The sequence below is a fragment of the Streptomyces sp. NPDC050164 genome (assembly GCF_044459945.1).
GTDB classification, from domain to species: Bacteria; Actinomycetota; Actinomycetes; order Streptomycetales; family Streptomycetaceae; genus Streptomyces; species Streptomyces coeruleorubidus_A.
The window spans coordinates 94,792-111,860 of record NZ_JBITJK010000035.1 but is presented as its reverse complement, the minus strand read 5'-3'; the positions used below and the strand labels follow the sequence as shown (position 1 = coordinate 111,860).

At 68.1% G+C, this 17,069-nt stretch carries 10 protein-coding genes, 1 tRNA gene and 4 pseudogenes; 8 read left to right on the top strand and 7 right to left on the bottom strand.

Annotation, left to right across the window (positions count from 1 at the left end):
* On the top strand, nucleotides 1-246 hold a 246-nt coding region (locus ACIBNA_RS34490; RefSeq protein ID WP_399169110.1), incomplete at its 5' end, for a DedA family protein.
* Between the two features lie 1,296 nt (nucleotides 247-1,542).
* Here ACIBNA_RS34490 and ACIBNA_RS34485 read toward each other — a convergent pair.
* Nucleotides 1,543-2,922 (bottom strand): hypothetical protein, encoded by a 1,380-nt coding sequence (locus tag ACIBNA_RS34485; protein WP_399169109.1) that lies wholly within the window; start codon nucleotides 2,920-2,922, stop codon nucleotides 1,543-1,545.
* Nucleotides 2,923-3,203: 281 nt separating this feature from the next.
* On the opposite strand from ACIBNA_RS34485, the gene ACIBNA_RS34480 reads away from it, so the two are divergent.
* Both ACIBNA_RS34480 and ACIBNA_RS34475 read left to right on the top strand, forming a co-directional pair.
* Nucleotides 3,204-3,848 carry a hypothetical protein gene (locus ACIBNA_RS34480; RefSeq protein WP_399169108.1) on the top strand — a complete coding sequence of 215 codons (645 nt, stop codon included), beginning with the start codon at nucleotides 3,204-3,206 and terminating at the stop codon, nucleotides 3,846-3,848.
* Between the two features lie 12 nt (nucleotides 3,849-3,860).
* Complete coding sequence (locus ACIBNA_RS34475) at nucleotides 3,861-5,015, top strand: SseB family protein (RefSeq protein WP_399169107.1); 1,155 nt, start codon at nucleotides 3,861-3,863, stop codon at nucleotides 5,013-5,015.
* Between the two features lie 200 nt (nucleotides 5,016-5,215).
* On the opposite strand, the pseudogene ACIBNA_RS34470 reads toward ACIBNA_RS34475, so the two are convergent.
* From ACIBNA_RS34470 to ACIBNA_RS34455, 4 genes and pseudogenes are all read right to left on the bottom strand, one after another.
* A pseudogene (locus ACIBNA_RS34470) lies at nucleotides 5,216-5,350 on the bottom strand (phosphopyruvate hydratase); the annotation flags it as partial.
* A gap of 104 nt (nucleotides 5,351-5,454) precedes the next feature.
* A pseudogene (locus tag ACIBNA_RS34465) lies at nucleotides 5,455-8,415 on the bottom strand (glycosyl hydrolase 115 family protein); the annotation flags it as partial.
* 360 nt (nucleotides 8,416-8,775) lie between these two features.
* Nucleotides 8,776-8,978: pseudogene (locus tag ACIBNA_RS34460) on the bottom strand (hypothetical protein).
* 202 nt (nucleotides 8,979-9,180) lie between these two features.
* Nucleotides 9,181-10,257, bottom strand: coding sequence for a cytochrome P450 (locus tag ACIBNA_RS34455; RefSeq protein WP_399169106.1), 1,077 nt, complete (start codon nucleotides 10,255-10,257; stop codon nucleotides 9,181-9,183).
* 78 nt (nucleotides 10,258-10,335) lie between these two features.
* Here ACIBNA_RS34455 and ACIBNA_RS34450 point away from each other — a divergent pair.
* A pseudogene (locus ACIBNA_RS34450) lies at nucleotides 10,336-10,738 on the top strand (four-helix bundle copper-binding protein).
* 324 nt (nucleotides 10,739-11,062) lie between these two features.
* On the opposite strand, the gene ACIBNA_RS34445 reads toward ACIBNA_RS34450, so the two are convergent.
* Nucleotides 11,063-12,217, bottom strand: coding sequence for a N(5)-(carboxyethyl)ornithine synthase (locus tag ACIBNA_RS34445; RefSeq protein WP_399169105.1), 1,155 nt, complete (start codon nucleotides 12,215-12,217; stop codon nucleotides 11,063-11,065).
* A 513-nt stretch (nucleotides 12,218-12,730) separates the two neighbouring features.
* Between ACIBNA_RS34445 and ACIBNA_RS34440 the strand changes: the two genes are divergently transcribed.
* Nucleotides 12,731-12,934, top strand: coding sequence for a cold-shock protein (locus tag ACIBNA_RS34440; protein WP_010040284.1), 204 nt, complete (start codon nucleotides 12,731-12,733; stop codon nucleotides 12,932-12,934).
* A 657-nt stretch (nucleotides 12,935-13,591) separates the two neighbouring features.
* Here the strand turns inward: ACIBNA_RS34440 and ACIBNA_RS34435 are convergent.
* Nucleotides 13,592-13,663, bottom strand: a tRNA-Arg gene (locus ACIBNA_RS34435).
* Nucleotides 13,664-13,826: 163 nt separating this feature from the next.
* Between ACIBNA_RS34435 and ACIBNA_RS34430 the strand changes: the two genes are divergently transcribed.
* The 3 genes from ACIBNA_RS34430 (at nucleotide 13,827) to lysA (ending at nucleotide 17,002) form a co-directional block, all read left to right on the top strand.
* Nucleotides 13,827-14,315: a response regulator gene (locus tag ACIBNA_RS34430; protein WP_399169104.1), complete on the top strand. Its 489-nt coding sequence runs from the start codon at nucleotides 13,827-13,829 to the stop codon at nucleotides 14,313-14,315.
* A 139-nt stretch (nucleotides 14,316-14,454) separates the two neighbouring features.
* Complete coding sequence (nrtL, locus tag ACIBNA_RS34425; RefSeq protein WP_399169103.1) at nucleotides 14,455-15,597, top strand: ArgS-related anticodon-binding protein NrtL; 1,143 nt, start codon at nucleotides 14,455-14,457, stop codon at nucleotides 15,595-15,597.
* A 13-nt stretch (nucleotides 15,598-15,610) separates the two neighbouring features.
* Nucleotides 15,611-17,002 (top strand): diaminopimelate decarboxylase, encoded by a 1,392-nt coding sequence (lysA, locus tag ACIBNA_RS34420; RefSeq protein ID WP_399169102.1) that lies wholly within the window; start codon nucleotides 15,611-15,613, stop codon nucleotides 17,000-17,002.
* Nucleotides 17,003-17,069: the final 67 nt, after the last annotated feature.

Sequence of the window (17,069 nt, the reverse complement as noted above, 5' to 3'; positions counted from 1 at the left end):
CGCCAAGCCAACGGCATCATCGCCGGGCTGGCCGAGATGCCATGGCGCCGCTTCCTCGCCTTCAACGCCCTCGGCGCCGCGCTGTGGGTCGGCGCGTGGGTCAGCCTCGGCGACCTCGCCGGACAGCACCTGAACACCCTCTACCCCGCCATCCAGCGCTACGAGTTGTACCTGCTCGCCGCCGCAGTCGTGCTCGTCGGTGCATTCCTCGCCCGCCGCCTTCCTCGCAACAAGGGCAGCCGTTGACGAATGGCCGCCTTGCTGCCCCTCCGTAGCCCACAGAAGCGGTACCGAAACGGTGACGACTCACCAGACCGCTTATGTTTCCGTGTGGCGTCAGCAACATTCAAGCAGGTCAGAGGCGGTTCTCGGTAGGAAGGCCACGTTTCTCTCCAGATCCGTGCCAGGGTCGGAAGTTTGTCGTCAGTATGGCTACCGAGTGCCTCGCGAAATGGCTTTGACCTGCGGAAATCCGTCAACCGAGGGGGCTGGCCAGGTTGTTCGCGGCGCTACGGGGCCGAAAACAGCAACGGTCAATGGACCGTGTGCGTTTTGGCATGCACGCAAAAACTCCCGACCTGTATTTCTGCAGGTCAGGAGATTTTTCCGGAGTGCCCCCGGCAGGATTCGAACCTGCGCACACGGCTCCGGAGGTCAGATTTTCAGACGTTTTACCAGGTCAGTGGCCTGTCTGACGCCCTGTCAGGGCCGCCGTCCCGCGTATATCCCGCGAAAATGAAATTTCCTGTTTGACCTTCTCGCTCCGATTGATTCGCCGTGGTGGTCGGCTTGCGTCGGGTGATGGAGATCACGAATCCCTTGTCAGGGTAGAAGGTGTACTCTGCCCGCTTCAATCGAACAGGGAGGCGGCCGGAGGCGCGCGGTCGGCCGAGTGCGCCGGGTGTGCGCGTGGCTCAGGGAAGAGCTCTTCCGCATGACACCCGCTCTGATCCAGGGTGGCTGGCGGGCATGCGTCACGGCCTCCCCATAGATAGCCGGGGAGGTGTCCGCGAACCGGTGGCGGTCCCCGGCTTGTGATCGAGACGGACAGAAGCAACGGGCGAGCCGCCGTCCATCCTGAGTCGCGAGGTCCGCGCCGCAGGCCCTCTCCTTGATGACGGGAGTAGCGCACGGCCGGAGGGCAGGTCCTGAGGCCCCGTGGGTGAACGCTGGAGTCCCGCGCCGGACTGTCCTGCCTGCAATCGCGCAAAACCGGAAGGTGAGAACCGGCTCGGGCGGGCCGGCGCGTATCGAGGCAGACGTGCAGACCGCGCGTGAGGATGCTGGCCCGGAACGTCGGCAGGAAGACGCCGCCGCACCTCGTCGTGAAGGCAGACGGCTGCCGTATGAAGTTGTGAGCTGGTTTTGGGATGCAGCCTTTCGTCGGGGCGGACAGGGCGTGGCGGTGGTTCTCCAATGATGCGGACGATCGCCGGTTTGGCTAACCGGCGATCCCGCGCTATGTTGCGCTGCTCAAAGCGGTCCACGCGACCGAGAACGATCTCTGAATCCCTGTGCTGGGCCGGGTGGCGACGGGAAGTGTCAGAGCGGGCGCCTTCTGCGGATGGGCAGAATGCTCAAGGCCATGACGGTGCCGTCGGCGTGGAACGAGATCGGGCCGTTCCAATTCCCGACTTCACGGGTGTTGTGCAAGGTGGAGCGAAGCTCGTAGGCGGCTTGTCGGTACTCCTCCACGCGGCCGTCTTTGATCAGCTTGTACAGGTCCGAAGCCACGCCGGAGAATGCCTCGATACGTACGGTCTCCATGCGGAAGACGTGGTCCGTGCCGACGAATTTCGTGTCGCCGACTTCGATGTCTGCGTCGTGGAAGCTGGATGTGGCGGCGAACGTGGGCACGTCGTAATGTTCTTGTCCTTGGCGTGCGGTGAGGTACCGGGCCGTGGTTTTCCCTCCGCCGGCGAATGCGGTCAGGCCGGCGGCCCCGGTACGGGCCAGGAGTTGGCCGAACCAGGTGAGGTCGTCCTCTCCCACCTGGAAGCCGTCGACAGTGCGAGCCCGTTTCCCTTCGCGGGCCGGTATGCGAATGGCGTTGGGGTAGGGGATACCGGGGTTGTCCTTGATCTCCTCGTCGGCGTTTCCCGGGCCGTCCGGTGTACGGAGAGGCAGGAGAGCTTCGCCGGGGGACTGCAGGGCGTTGACCACGATCCCGCTCTGGCCCATGAGTTCGGTGGACAGCATCAGGCACGGGGTTGTGTTCCACGGGCCGATCTGCATGCCCTCGGTCAGTTCGGCGCCCTTGACCAGTTGCCGGATGGTGGTGCTGCGGGTTCGGCCAGTCCGTTTGCTCGGCTTCTGGTGGTTTCCGCGGCAGGCCACGAACGTGACTTTCGACGGCTCGCCGGGCTTCCATGCCTCGATGAGGTAGTCGGGGCGGGGCCGTGAGGTCTTGTTCCGCTGTGAGACGCTCAGGGGCCACCCGGCTCGCAGGATCGTGCTCGTGTCCACGACGGAGACGATGTGGTCCGGGTAGCACTGTTGCACGATGTGTTCTGCTGCGGCGAGTCCGAAGCCGACGGCCAGCTCCCGAGCCTGCATGGCCTTGTACCAGTACTCGGGTGTGCGGCCCTTGTCGGTGAGATCCATGGAACCGGCGCGATTGCCGTACAGCGCCTCGCAGAACTTCAGGCTCAGCCAGTGTTCCGCGAGCCCGCGGCCCATTCCCTGGCCGGCCAGCACAAAGCCTCGCGCCAAGGCGTGCAGCACCTGCCACGGCGTCAGCTCGATGGACCGGCCGCACTCAGCCCGCGTAACGGGGCGCAGTTCGGGTTTCCTGCGCACCGGTTCCTGGCCCTTTTCCTGGCGTTTCTTGTTGAGGGCCGCTGCCGCGGAGTCGACGTGGGCGGCCAGTTCTGTCGTCGAGTGGACGTGAACGCTCATTGAGCGGCCGAGTGCGTTCAGCATCTGTCGCGCGGTTCTCGCCATACATTCCCCCACAGTGTCCGCGTGCCCTGGCCGGCCGAGAACGGTAGTTCGGCGCATTGGGGTGCATACAAGTGCGCAGGGTGAGCCATGGCGCAGAACCGGCCACACCGGGACCAGGTGATGAGCGGCGCCGGAAGCCGTGCCGAAGGTCCGACAGTCCGCACTCGTCAACCGGGCGCCTCCCGAATGCCCTCGTGTTGGGGGATGTTCGAATGGATCAGCCGGGCAGCCATGCCCCCGCCGATCAAAAGGAGGCGGGCATGGACTCAAACGAACATCACGACGGTGCCGCACCGCACCCGGAACGGCCGACGGATCAATCCCCGACGCAACCACATGATGACGGACGGCAGGGCCGCGACAGCGCGGTGGCGGATCCGGCGGGCGAGTTCGGTGCAGAGCTGGTCCGGGCCATCCGCGCGGGCCCGGCCCAGGGGAACAGCTCTTCCCATGAGCCCCGGGGTCCGTCTCAGCTGAGCTGGTACGAGTTCGCGACCGAGTACGCGCAAGCGCACTGGCCCGGCAGGGCGGCCAAGACCCGGGACGAGGTCAGCGAGGCGCTGACCGCTGTCACTGTGGCGATGCTCTGGGACGTGCCGGGCCGTCCGAAGGGGGAGGTCCTGCGCCGTGCCCTGCGGCACTGGGCTTTTGTCCTGCCCGGGGCGGGGCAGGAGGCGATGGGGGCGGCGGATCGGCTGGTTTTGCAGTGGGTGGCGAAGGCGTCCCGGCCGCTGGTCGACCTGCACGATCCGGTCCTGGCGCGGGACGTGCTGGAGTCGCTGCGCCGCAAGCTCGACGGTAGTGAGGCGGCGGTGGAGACGATGCGCCGTAAGCGCAAGGTGCTGGTGCACGCGCTCCACTACGCCGTGGAGCGCGGTGAGTTGGGCAGTCATCCGCTGGAGTAGGTCCGGTGGCGGGTGCCCGAGCCGGCCGTCGCGGTGGATCCGCGGGTGGTGGCCAACCCGTACCAGGCGCGGGATCTGCTCAGCGCCGTCTCCTATGTGGGTGGCTACCGGCGGGCCCGCGGCCGGCGGCTGGTCGGGTTCTTTGCCGGTATGTACTACGCGGGTCTGCGTCCGGAGGAGGCGGTCGCGGCGGCGCTGCCGGACTGCCGCCTGCCCCGAACCGGCTGGGGGCGGTTGATCGTGCACCGCACCCGTCCGCAGGCGGGCAGACGGTGGACCGACACCGGCGAGTACCACGACGACCGCGGGCTGAAGAACCGCCCCCCGGGCGACATCAGGGTGGTGCCGCTCCCTCCCTACTTGGTGGCCCTGTGGCGCGAGCACGTCGCCACTTTCGGGACCGCCGACGACGGTCGGCTTTTCTTCAGCGAGAGCGGCCGCGTCGTCGCCTACACCACCTACGACCGCGTCTGGCACGAAGCCCGCGACCTGGCCCTGCCGCCCGCCCTCACGAGCACTCCGCTTGCGAAGCGGCCGTACGATCTGCGGCACTCGGCGCTGTCCACGTGGCTGTGCGCTAGTGCGGACCCCGCTGAGGTCGCCCAGCGGGCTGGGAACAGCGTCGAGGTCCTGCTGGGCCGGTACGCGAAGTGTCTGTATGACCGGCAGTCGATCAACAACCAGCGCATCGAAGGGCTGGCATGCCTTCACGGGCCGTGGGCACGCGAGAGCCGCTCAATGGCCGAGACGGGCCCGTCCCGCGTGGCAGGTCCCCTGACACAATGGGGGCGCACCATGCCCGACATCCCTGATCGCCCGACTCTCGGGCAGGTGCAGGAGGCGCTGAGGGTGCTGACGGACGACTCCGCGGGTGCGGAGCCGTTGCAGTCGGCCGTGGACGTGCTGGCCGAGGCGCCGGTCCTCGTACCGGTGGTCGATCCCGAGGACCACGCGCAGCCGGACCGGGACCCGTGGTCGCTGGTCCTGCCGGTGCTCGAACAGGCCGACGGCGCTCAGGTGGTACCGGTGTTCGCCTCGGAGGAGCGGTTGGGTGCGGCGCTGCCGAACTCCTGTCCTAGCGGCTGGCGCCGTTGGGTCGGCTCGCCGCCGACTGGCCCGACAGCGAGCTGCAGCTGGCCATCGACGCCGGCCACCCCGACGCGCTGACCCTGACCGCCGAGGGAGTCCGCATCCGGCTCGCCCGTCCCTGACGCTCACCCAACGCGGCCGCAGTCCAGCGGTGGCAGCACGACCAAGGGGGGTGCGCCGCCCGTCCATGGAACCAGCATGCGCGGGAGCCAGCCAGTACCCCAGCTCGATGGGTGGGCGCGGCGCTCATCATGGTGGTCTGTGCCCGGATGTCCTGCCTATGCGCTGGAGGAGAGGCCGGAGACGAGCGTGGGGTCCGACTCGGCGATCTCGATCAGCCGGTTGTACTCGGCGACGCGTTCGCCGCGGGCCGGTGCGCCGGACGTGAGCTGGCCGCCGCCGGTGCCGACGGCAGTGCGCGATGGCGGTACTTCAAGACCTCGTCCGGAAGCGGCGCCACCGCGGCCTTCTGCACAGCTTCACCCCGTGCGATGTTGTTGGGGCTCTCCGCCGGGCCGACGAGGCCGTCGCCGACGGCACCGCTGTCGGTTTCGATGACGATCCGGTCGAAGAGGATGGCCGCGTCCGACCGGTAGACCACGAGGTCGTGCCAGCCCGGCGCCGGGACGTCGATCGTGAACGTCAGGGGCTCGATCCCCCGCATGACGTTGTCGCCCCAGGCATTGCCGCAGCTCGTCTGTGCGCAGCCCCGGAGGTTGGCCGAGGCCGGGACCTGGTCGTCGACCCCGATCGCGGTCCGTGAGCTCCGGATCGTGCCGTCGTCCTCTCTTCCCTCGTTCAGGGTCGGCACTCGGTAGAAGGTTCCGGTGAACCGACCGCTCGACGTGAAGTGCACCCGGTACTTCAGGTGCGCGGTGGTCGTGAAGTCCGCGTCGACCCTCGGCGCGGTCTCCGGGAACGCCTTCATGGCGTCACCGCGCTGAGCCATGCCCTCGACCGGGCGCCACCTCGCCCCGTCGGCGCCGGCCACGTTCTCGGCGAAGTGCTCGGCCTCGACAGCGACGTAGCCGTTCGCCTCGATGTGCCCGGGCGTACAGCGCTTGGACGGGGACGGCCGACACCCTTCAGGCCGGCCGCGGAAGCCCACGGTGGCCCTTTCCGCGTCCACCGTGAACGTCGCGACCGGATCGCCGGTCTTCTCGCCGTCGCCGGCGTTGTAGACCCGGATCGTCCCCGTCGCGCTCGCATCGAGCCGCGCGAAATCGACCGTCACGGTGATACGTTGCTCGGAAGCGGTCCTGCCCGAAACCTTCGAGAGGGTGATCCACGGAGCGTCCGCCTCGGCGACCCACTCCTCGGCGACGTCGTTCTTGGAGAACACGTCGAAGAAACGCTCGTCCTCCGGTGACGCCGAGTTGAACCGCAGCGTGCCGCTGCCCGGCACCTTCTGGCCCTCCGCGTTGGCGCCCACCCCGTCGGACGGTGACGCGACGGTGGCGTACCGGTCGTCGGTGAGCATCACCACGCCCTCGTTGACGCCGCCGTAGTAGGTGATCGGATGGCTGTGACCGATCGCCTCCTTCCACTTGCCGCCGCTGAGCGTGTCCCAGTGGGCTTCGTCGGACCGGATGCGGTCGCGCGCGTTCTTCGACAGCAGCGCGTAGATCCTCGCGCTGCCGTAGCGGCCCTGCTCGGCGTACAGCTGGTTCTTCCAGTAGTAACCGATCTGCTCGGCCATGTTCCGGTACGAGCGAACCCGGTGGACGACCTGCTGGTAGAACGCGGATCGGTGGCGTTTGTGCAGTTTGTCCGAGACGCCTTCGACCCGGTCCACCAGTTCGTTCGCCTCGTTGATGTAGCGCTGGAGCTCGTCCCCGTCCGACGTCGCGCTGAAGGGGAACGAGCGACTGCCGGGGAAGCCCGCCGAGTGGACGCCGGAGGGGTTCTGCGTGCCCCAGAACTCGGCACGTTTGGTGCTTTCGAGCGTCGAGAACCTGTCGAGCGCGTCGGCGACCACGGCCGCCCTGCGCCCGGTGAGCCCGAAGTCCCGCTTCACCTGTTCGACGAGGAACTTGCTCTCGATGTTCGTGTCGTCATACCCGTCGACGTCCCAGGCGAGCTTCGCGAACAGCTCGGTCTTCATCTCGCCGGGCTTGATATCGCCGACATTGAGGATCCAGTACCGTCCCGCGTCGGTGTTCCACGCTCGGTGGAGCTGCTCGACCATGAGCGACATCGGCATCGAGTTGAGCCAGAGGTAGCTCTTCGGGCTGCCCCAGTAAGAGCTGTGGTAGTAGATCCCGTTACCGCCCGATCTGGCCGCTTCGGACTGCGTCGGCACCTGGCGCAGGTAGCCCTGGTTGTCCTCCGCCCACATCAGCGTCACGTCTTCGGGGATGTAGGCCTTCAACCCGTTGTTGTAGAGATCGGCCATCTCCTTGTACGGGATGAACACCTGCGGCACTGCGTCAACGCTGCCGTAGACCTCCTCGATCAGTTTGCGCTGTTCGGTGATGGCGTCGCCGACCATCTCCACCCTGTCGGCGAATCCGTACGGATTGCCGGGGGTGAACGCGGGCGCGCCGTCGTGCACGCCGCGCATGCCCAGCGCGAGGATGCTCTCGAAGTCGGCGTTGGCGACCAGGCGCTCGCGCCAGTACGCGATGATCGCGGGCTTGTTGATCGAGTAGTCGAAGGCCGACCGGTAATCCGAGCCCTTGATGTCGAGCGCCTCCTTGTTGCGCTCGTAGAACGGTCGCCACTCCTCGACGTTGCTGCGCAGCATCAGCTCGGCGTGCGAGGACGACATGACCACGCCGTACGCGGCCGCCTCGCGCGCGTTGACCGGCGTGCCGGCGTCGAACATCCCCGTGTCGGTGGCCGCGTTGAACGACGTCGTGCCCTCGTGCATCGCGGGCCACAGCGTGTTCAGCCTGAGGCGGAGCATCATCTCGTAGACGTGTCTGTAGTAGTTGACCTCGGGCGTCCCCCTGTCGGTGGGGAACTTTTCCTTCGCCCAGTCGATGGTGCGTTCCTCGTCGTTGATGAAGATTCCCCGGTACTTCACGTCGGGGCCGTCGTCGACCTGCGGGGAGCCGTCGACGACGATGCGGTCCCGCTGCCTGACCGGGACGTCGCTGTACCAGTACCACGGGGACACGCCGATGTCCTCGGAGACCGAGTAGATACCGTAGATCGTCCCGCGGGCGTCGCTTCCCGCGATCACGAGAGCGCGGTCGACCCCGGCGACGGGGTCGTCCACCTTCTTGATCGCGTACCCCTCCCACTCCCCGGTGATCCGGGCGGCCTCGTCGAACTTGCCGGCGCCGATGATCCCGTCGATCAGTTCGCTCTGACCGATCACGCCGACGATGATCGCGGTCTTCACGCCGTCCGCCTCGGTCAGCAGAGCGGGGACCTTGCTCTGGTCGGCGTTCGCCAGGCGTGCCTTCTTGGCCGCCTCGTCGTCGACGAAGCGCCGCTGCACCTCGCCGGCGTCGATCGCGCCGGTCACCATCGCGACGTCCTGGCGCAGATCCTGAACCGCGCGGTGCACCTGTCTGTAGTCGCGATCGTCGTGATCCCCGCCGTAGGACGGGTCGATCAGGACGGGAGTGGTGGCGGCACCGTCGTAGATGGTGAAGTCGGTCTCGGCTGCTTGCGCCGGGATCGGCCCTACGGCCGCCAGCAGGGCGGCGAGCAAAGCGCCGGCCGTCAGAGCCGCGAGGAAACTCTTCCTCGCAAGTCCAGCCATGTTTGGCATGTGCCTGACACCTCTCGCGTAAGTGATGCCCAGAGTCTGAAGCTTGGTGCCCTGTCCGCCCGTTCATGCCAACCGCGTGACCGCGATCATGTCTACGCAGCCCCAGTGCTCACGTCAAGAGATGGCGCAGCCTTCCTCTCCTCCCGGGGCGGGGATGAAGGTGTCCTCGGTCTCGCCGGAGCGGTGGGAGACCATCTGGGTGTAGCCGGCCTCGCGGCAGATGCGCATGCGTCCAGGGTCTCGGTGACGGTGCCGATCTGGTTGACCTTGATCAGGGCAACATTTGTCGGCGGTTTCCGGCAGCACTTAGCGATCACTCGGGTCGGAAATGTCGATGAGAAGTGACAACACCGGAGGCCGCAACTGATCCATGCCGTGTGCCTGAGTGAGTTGATCTAGACCCGGACTTGAAGGGCCGGATGGCGGTGGGGAGCTGGCAGTGAAGGGGCGTTGCTCAAACTCACAGACGTCACGCTGCAAGGCGCCGAGCACACGTCGTTCTTCTCGACCTTGATCTGCCTACCAGGTGACCGGGAGTTCATGGACGCCGTAGACCGGCATGGCCGGCCGCAGTGGCACTTCCTCGGGCGCGACAGTGAGACGTAGTGCCGGGAAGCGGCGAAGCAGTGCGGGGAGGGCGATGCGCATTTCGGCGCGGGCCAGTCGCTGCCCGAGGCACTGGTGGAGGCCGTGACCGAACGCGAGGTGTCCGGCAGCGGGGCGGGTGAGGTCAAGCGCGTCCGGGTCGGCGAAATGGTCAGCGTCCCGGTTCGCCGCGGAAAGTGCGACGGTGACGGACTCGCCGGCCTTGATCAGGCAGCCGTGGAGCTCGATGTCCTCGAGCGCGACGTGGCCCACGTGGTGGATGATCGTGAGGTAACGCAGCAGCTCCTCGACCACCGCAGGGGCGTCTTCCTCCTTGTCGCGGACCTCGGCTAACTGTGCGGGGTTGGCCAGCAGAGCGAAAGTGGCCAGTGCAAGCATGTTCGTCGTTGTCTCATGCCCGGCGATCAGGAGCAGGAGCGCCAGTCCGGCTCTCTCGTCCGCAGTAAGTCCCTCGTGCGCAGCGAGCCCGCTGAGCACATCTTCCTCTGGCCAGGAACGCTTGTGGCGCAGCAGGTCCCGTAGATATGCCATGAGCTCCCTGGCCGCCTCTTGCCGGTGTCCCGCTGTGAGGTCGATGTTCAAGAGCGTGGCGGCGTTCCGCTGGAAGCCCTCCCTGTCGGAGTAGGGCACCCCGAGCAGTTCGCCGATCACTTGTGACGGGATCGGCAGCGCGAATGCCTTGAACAAGTCGGCCGGGCCCCCGGCGAGCTCCATCGCGTTCAACTGGTCATTGACGATCGCTTCGATCTCCGGTTCGAGGAGCTTCATCCGGCGCACCGTGAAGTCACCGGTGAGCAACCGCCGATAGTGGTCGTGCTCGGGCGGGTCCATGCGGAGGAAGAATCCCGGCGGCACGGGCGTCCTTGCCGGCTGGGCAACCGCTGAGCGCATGTGGTCCGGGCGGACGCTGAATCGGGGATCTGCCAAGATCGCCCGCGCTGCGGCGAAGCCGGTCACCAACCACCCCTGACCACCGTCGACGTAGGTCATCCGATGGATTGGGCCGAGCCCCTGTCGGCCGCGCAGTTCCTCGGGCGGGTCGCGAAGGGGTTCTGGCGGGCCGTGGGCATGACCATTGCCGGGGACGTGCTGTCCATCGGCCGCTCCTCGGTCGGTACGGACCTCCCGATAAACAGAAAGTGCATCGAGGAATGCATCGCCTGCGCCCAGGCGTGTACGGCATGCGCCGACGCCTGCCTGTCCGAGGGCATGGTCGGAGATCTCACCAAATGCATCCGCACCGACATGGACTGCGCCGACATCTGCAACGCCACGGCGTCCGTCCTGTCCGGCCACACCGGCTACGACGCCAACATCACCCGCGCGATCCTCACGGCGTGCGCCACCGCATGCACAGCCTGCGCCGACGAATGCTCCGCACACGCCGACATGCACGAGCACTGCCGCCTGTGCCGAAGCCCGCCGCTCGTGCGAGCAGGCGTGCAACGACCTCCTCCAGGCGCTCGGCTGACCTCATCAGACGGGCTCACGCCCCTGTACCGATGCCCGACGCTCGTCCCAGGAAATCGGCCGCCGTGGAGGTGAGGCCCTGCAGAGTAGTTCTTGGTGCTCAGTCGGGTTCCGGTTCTGCCAGCAGTGAGCCGAAGACGGATCCGCGTGCCCAGCGCTTCGGCGCGGGCTGGACCGATGTCGGCGCCGGTGTAGTCGGCATTCGGTTCGGCCCACCTGCCCGCGTTGTGGCGGCTGGTGAAAAAATCGCCCGCCGTGCGGGGCGGCGCCGCACGGTGGCTCGGGACGGCGGTCGGAGGACGACTGAACGCCGGGTGCCCCGCCGTTACGGCCGCGACGCCGTCCGGGTCTCCTCGTGGGCGTGCGGGTACTTTGCGGTGCGGTGCTGGAAGGCGAGCACCTTGGGGTTTTGGACGACGCCACGGCGGATCTCGATGGCGCGCCGGATCGTGTCGTCGGTGTCCCAGCCGTCGGGGCCTTGAAGCACGACCTCCAGATACGGCAGGAGGGCCTCGCTGTTCTCCCAGGTCGCGGAGTTCCACAGGTAGGAGGGGCTGTGGTCCACCGCGTAGTACCTGACGTGGTCGCCGACGGTGAACATCGGGTCGGTGAAGGTGGTGGGCCGGGCCCAGTCGAAGCCCATGCCCTCGTCGCAGGAGACGTCGATGACCAGGGTGCCGGGGGCCAGCTTGGGCAGGTCCTCGTCTATCAGGAACATCAGCGGCGCGTCGGTGTCCTGCAGCACGCAGTTGACGATGATGTCGTGCCCGGCGAGGAACTCGGCCAGCGGCAGCGGGCCGTTTTCGGTGAGGGCGACACTGCGTCGCGGGTCGAGGGTGTCGTCGGCTTCGTCGTGGTCGAAGTGGACGATCCGCGCGGAGTGGATGGGGGAGCTGACGGCGGTGACGCCACGCGCGGTGAGCACGTCGACGTCGTGCACGCCCAGGGCGCTGAGCGCGGTCACCGCGCCGCGGGCGGTCGCGCCGAAGCCGATGACGACGGCGCGCTGCCGCCGCCCGTAGTCGCCTGTCACGCCGGTCAGTTGCATGGCGTGCAGGACCGAGGAGTACCCGGCCAGCTCGTTGTTCTTGTGGAAGACGTGCAAGTTGAAGGCGCCGCTGCGGGTCCAGTGGTTCATCGCTTCGAAGGCGATCAAAGTCAGCCGCCGGTCGATGGCGGTCTGGGTGAGCCTCTCGTCCTGGACACAGTGCGGCCAGCCCCACAAGACCTGACCCTCGCGCAGTTCCGCCAGGTCTTCGTGGAGCGGTTTGGCCAGCAGGATGACATCGCAGTCGGCGATGAGTTCCTCGCGCGTGCGAAAGCCCGCGACGAGCGGGGCGAGCCGGCTGTCCGGGACGCCGAAATGCTCTCCGTAGTTTTCCTGGAGATAGATGCGCTTGCGGAGTGCGGCGTCGATGCGGTCGAAATGAGCGGGGTGAACGGGCAGACGATGCTCGTTTTCCTTGCGGGTCTGCGACATGATTCCGAGCGTGAGCTGCTGCAAAATGCCCCTTTGGTTACTCCCTGTTTAGCACACCGGGGCAATCCGGCAGCCGGTCGCGACGGGCGGGGCCAGGGGCGGGTTGCTCTGGGCTGCCACGGCGCAGGCGCCTGTCGGGGTCGATTCCGCAAGCTGGCCCGGCTTCCCGTACGGCAGGTTCGGTGCCCGGCATCGCGTGTGCCGGGCACGCTGTCACCTGTGCGGATGCCGTTGGGGCCCTGCTGGTACCCCTCACAGCGCGGACTCCCACGTCGTCGTGGATCCGGCCGCATCCTTCGCGAGGCGACATGCGGGACGCCGGCCCTGGCGCGTTTTCGCTAGCGGCCGCCGTCAGGCCGATATAGCGTTGTGATCAGCAGTCGTGGTTCCGAAGTCCCGTTCGCCCGTGATCGCCATCACGGGCGTTCTTGCGTTTCAGCGCCTCTCCGGACCAGGGCGATCACCTCCCGGGCGCGCAGGGTGCGGGCCCGGTTTCCCTCGAAGGAGACGGTCATGGCCAAGGGCACTGTCAAGTGGTTCAACAGCGAGAAGGGCTTCGGCTTCATCGAGCAGGAGGGCGGCGGCCCCGACGTCTTCGCCCACTACTCCAACATCGCCGCCCAGGGTTACCGCGAGCTGCAGGAGGGCCAGAAGGTCGAGTTCGACGTCACCCAGGGCCAGAAGGGCCCGCAGGCGGAGAACATTCGCCCAGCCTGATCGCGCCGTCCTGATGATGCCCGGCGTCCCGACTGCGGAACGCCGGGCATCAGCCGAGGCTCACCCACAGGCTGTGAATGATGCGCGGATTGCGCGCAAGTAGCGTGGTGTGCCCCGTCGCCGAGACCACGCGCCCCCCCGGCCGCGGCCGACGAAGCCGCCCGCCTCACCCAGCGTCCCTGCGCACCGCCGAACTGGCCGTCGGGCGCCCCCGCTCTCAGGCTGAGCGCGCCGAGCGAAAACGAATACCGCTTCTCGGGCATACGGATATTTGAGGCCACCATGGTCCTGAGTGTCATGCGGTCGCGGAGTCGGCAGATTCATGCCTCCGGGCGTAAAGAGCAACGACCCACCAGACCGCTTACGTTTCTGTGTGGCGTCAGCCACATTCAGGCAGGTCAGAAGCGGTTTCTCGGCGCGGAGACCACGTTTCTCTCCAGATCCGTGCCGGGGTCGGAAGTTTGTCCTCAGTATGGCGGCCGAGCGCCTCGCGAAGTGGCCTTGACCTGCGGAAATCCGTCAACCGAGAGGGCTGGCCGGGTTATTCGCGGCGCTATGGGGCCGAAAAGGAGCAACGGTCAAAAGACCGTGTACGTTTTGGCGTGTACGCAAAAACTCCCGACCTGTATTTCTGCAGGTCAGGAGCCTTTTCCGGAGTGCCCCCGGCAGGATTCGAACCTGCGCACACGGCTCCGGAGGCCGTTGCTCTATCCCCTGAGCTACGGGGGCGTGTCGGTCGCGTTGCTCGCGGCGACGGGTAGAACACTACCAGCTCCCACGGGGTGGTCATGAACGGGTTTCCGCTGTCAGGGACGGGGTTGCGGGTCGCCCGGTCGGGGTGGAAGTGGGGAAAACCCGGACGCGGTGGCCGGGGTCGACCTACTCTCGAGTTGTGCCAGGCGCGTCGGGCCGGGTGCTTGTTGTGGACGACAACAAGGTCATCCGGCAGTTGATCAGGGTCAACCTCGAGCTGGAGGGGCTGGAGGTCGTGACCGCGGCCGATGGTGCCGAGTGTCTTGATGTCGTTCATCAGGTGCGGCCCGATGTCGTGACCCTCGACGTCGTCATGCCCCGGCTGGACGGGGTCCGGACCGCCGCTCGCCTGCGAGCCGATCCGCGTACCCGTGACGTGCCCCTCGCCATCATCAGTGCCTGTACCCAGTACGAGGTCGAGGCCGGGCTCGAAGTGGGCGTCGACGCCTTCCTCGCCAAACCGTTCCAGCCCGCTGAACTCGTCGGGATGGTGCGGCAGTTGATCGAGCGGGAGCGGAGTGGGGGGAGGCCCGGGAGCGGTGGTGGTGCCGGTGGCGGTGGTGCGCCCGCTTACGGGTCCGTCCTCGGCGCGGGGGAGGCCGAGCGGGCCGGGAGTGCCGGCGGTTGATCCATCAGCCGCGTGTGGATTGCCGGTCCATGGCTGCGTACGGCAGCTGCGTACGGCTCAGCCCCCCCGCGTCCACATCCCGGACCCTCCTCGAAACCGGCTCGCATACCCACCCCCCTCCTCCCATACGCTTGTCCCCGTGACCCCCGTCGAGCTCTCCCGCACCGTGCTGCACGCCGTGCGTCGCGCTGTCGACGAGGGTGAGCTCAGCGTGACCGTGCCGAAGCGGGCCGTGGTCACTGCGCCGGGGCCCGGCGGCTGTGGCGACTACGCCACCAACATCGCCCTCCAGCTGGCCGGCGCGGCAGGGCAGCCGCCGCGGCGCGTGGCCGAGATCCTGAGGTCGCGTCTCGCCGGTGAGACCTCCATCGCCGATGTCGTCGTCACCGGACCCGGATTTCTCAACTTCAGCCTGGCACGCAATGCCTCCGCACTCCTCGTCGAGGAGGTCCTGCGACGTGGGCGGCGGTACGGCCACGCCGAGGGGTTCAGCGGGACCGTCGTGCAGCTCCGGTGCCCCGCGGAGGTCCGTGCCGTCGTCGTCACGGACGCCCTGGCCCGCGTGCTGCGCAGCCAGGGCGACTTCGTCCGCGTCACGTGCGACGGCCGGCCCGCGCCGGAGTGGGAGACCGTCCTCGGTGCGGACGGCTGCCATGCCGGTAGTCACTCCGGCAGCCGTTCCGGTAGTCATTCCGGCAGCCGTTCCGGGAGTCATTCCGGCGGCCGCTCCGGCAGCCATCCCGGTAGCCACTCCGCAGGCCCCCGCACCCTCCCCGACCTCGACGTCACCGTCCGCCCCGTCCCCGCCCCCGCCGACCCCCTGCCCCTCGGCCGCGACGCCGCCCGCTGGGCCCTGCTGTACCCGGCCGCCCACGACCGGCCCCGGATCCCCGGTGATCATCTGGTCCAGCGGGAGGCCAACCCTCTCTTCCGCGTCCGGTACGCCCACGCCCGCACCCGGGCACTCCTGCGCAACGCCGCCGACCTGGGCTTCCACCCCGAGCCCGGCCCCGTGAGCGACGCCGAGGCGCTGCTCGCCGCACTCGGCGACCACCCCCGCGTCCTCACCACTGCCGCCGCCCACCGCAGTCCCGACCGCCTGGCCCGGCACCTCGTCGCCGTCGCCGACGCCGCGCTGCCCCTGCTCCCCGCCGTGCTGCCCCTCGGCGACGAGAAACCCTCGGCCGCCCACCGTGCCCGGCTCGCCCTCGCCGAAGCCGCCGGGGCGGTGCTGGCCGGCGGCCTGTCCCTGCTCGGCATCGACGCACCCGACCACCTCTGAAAGAGCACGCAGAATGAGCCGTTCCGCACACCCCGCCGGGCCCCGTCACGCCGACGTCCTCCCCGAGGGCCACTACTCGGCGCCGCCCGCCGACCTCAACGTCCTGGACCCCAAGATCTGGGCGCAGACCGTGACGCGTGACGAGCACGGTGTCGCCACCGTCGGGGGGATCTCCGTCACGCGGCTCGCCGAGGAGTTCGGCACCCCGGCCTACATCCTCGACGAGGCCGACTTCCGGGCCCGCGCGCGTGCGTGGCGCACCGCGTTCGGGACCGGCGCCGACGTCTACTACGCCGGCAAGGCGTTCCTCTCCCGTGCCGTCGTGCGCTGGCTGCACGAGGAAGGGCTGAACGTCGACGTCTGCTCCGGCGGCGAGCTGGCCACCGCCCTCTCCGCCGGCATGCCCGCCGACCGCATCGCCTTCCACGGCAACAACAAGTCCGTCGACGAGATCACCAGGGCCGTCGAGGCCGGTGTGGGGCACATCGTGCTCGACTCCTTCCAGGAGATCGTCCGGGTCGCCCACATCGCGCAGAGCCTCGGGAAGCGGCAGAAGGTCCTGATCCGGATCACCGTCGGCGTCGAGGCCCACACCCACGAGTTCATCGCCACGGCCCACGAGGACCAGAAGTTCGGCATCCCGCTGGCCGGCGGACAGGCCGCCGAGGCCGTACGCCGTGCACTTCAGCTCGACGGGCTCGAACTCGTCGGCCTCCACAGTCACATCGGTTCGCAGATCTTCGACATGTCCGGGTTCGAGGTCGCCGCCCACCGGGTCGTCTCGCTGCTCAAGGACGTCCGCGACGAGCACGGCGTCGAGCTGCCGGAGATCGACCTCGGCGGCGGGCTCGGGATCGCGTACACCAGTGACGACGACCCGCGTGAGCCGCACGAGATCGCCAAGGCGCTCAGCGAGATCGTCAGCCGTGAGTGCGAGGCCGCCAGGCTGCGCACGCCGCGCATCTCCGTCGAGCCGGGGCGCGCCATCGTCGGCCCGACCGCCTTCACGCTCTACGAGGTCGGCACCGTCAAGCCCCTCGACGGGCTGCGGACGTACGTCTCCGTCGACGGCGGCATGTCGGACAACATCCGCACCGCGCTGTACGACGCCGAGTACAGCGTCGCGCTGGTCTCCCGCACCTCCGACGCCGAGCCGATGCTCGCCCGGGTCGTCGGCAAGCACTGCGAGAGCGGGGACATCGTGGTCAAGGACGCGTTCCTGCCGGCCGATGTGGCACCGGGTGACCTCATCGCCGTACCGGCCACGGGCGCCTACTGTCGGTCCATGGCCAGCAACTACAACCACGTGCTGCGGCCGCCCGTCGTCAGCGTGCAGGGCGGCGAGGCCCGGGTGATCGTCCGCCGTGAGACGGAGGAGGACCTGCTGCGTCTCGACGTCGGCTGAGCGAGAAGCGGAAGGCCGAGAAGTGGAAGGCCGGGAAGCCGAACGCCGCGGGGCGGAAGATCTCCTG

What these genes read in the sequence shown, in the direction of transcription:
- ACIBNA_RS34445 (WP_399169105.1), bottom strand. Translation starts at nt 12,217, where the DNA reads ATGTCGCAGACCCGCAAGGAAAACGAGCATCGTCTGCCCGTTCACCCC.
- lysA (WP_399169102.1), top strand. Translation starts at nt 15,611, where the DNA reads ATGAGCCGTTCCGCACACCCCGCCGGGCCCCGTCACGCCGACGTCCTC.
- ACIBNA_RS34485 (WP_399169109.1), bottom strand. Translation starts at nt 2,922, where the DNA reads ATGCTGAACGCACTCGGCCGCTCAATGAGCGTTCACGTCCACTCGACG.
- ACIBNA_RS34440 (WP_010040284.1), top strand. Translation starts at nt 12,731, where the DNA reads ATGGCCAAGGGCACTGTCAAGTGGTTCAACAGCGAGAAGGGCTTCGGC.
- ACIBNA_RS34480 (WP_399169108.1), top strand. Translation starts at nt 3,204, where the DNA reads ATGGACTCAAACGAACATCACGACGGTGCCGCACCGCACCCGGAACGG.
- ACIBNA_RS34455 (WP_399169106.1), bottom strand. Translation starts at nt 10,257, where the DNA reads ATGACCTACGTCGACGGTGGTCAGGGGTGGTTGGTGACCGGCTTCGCC.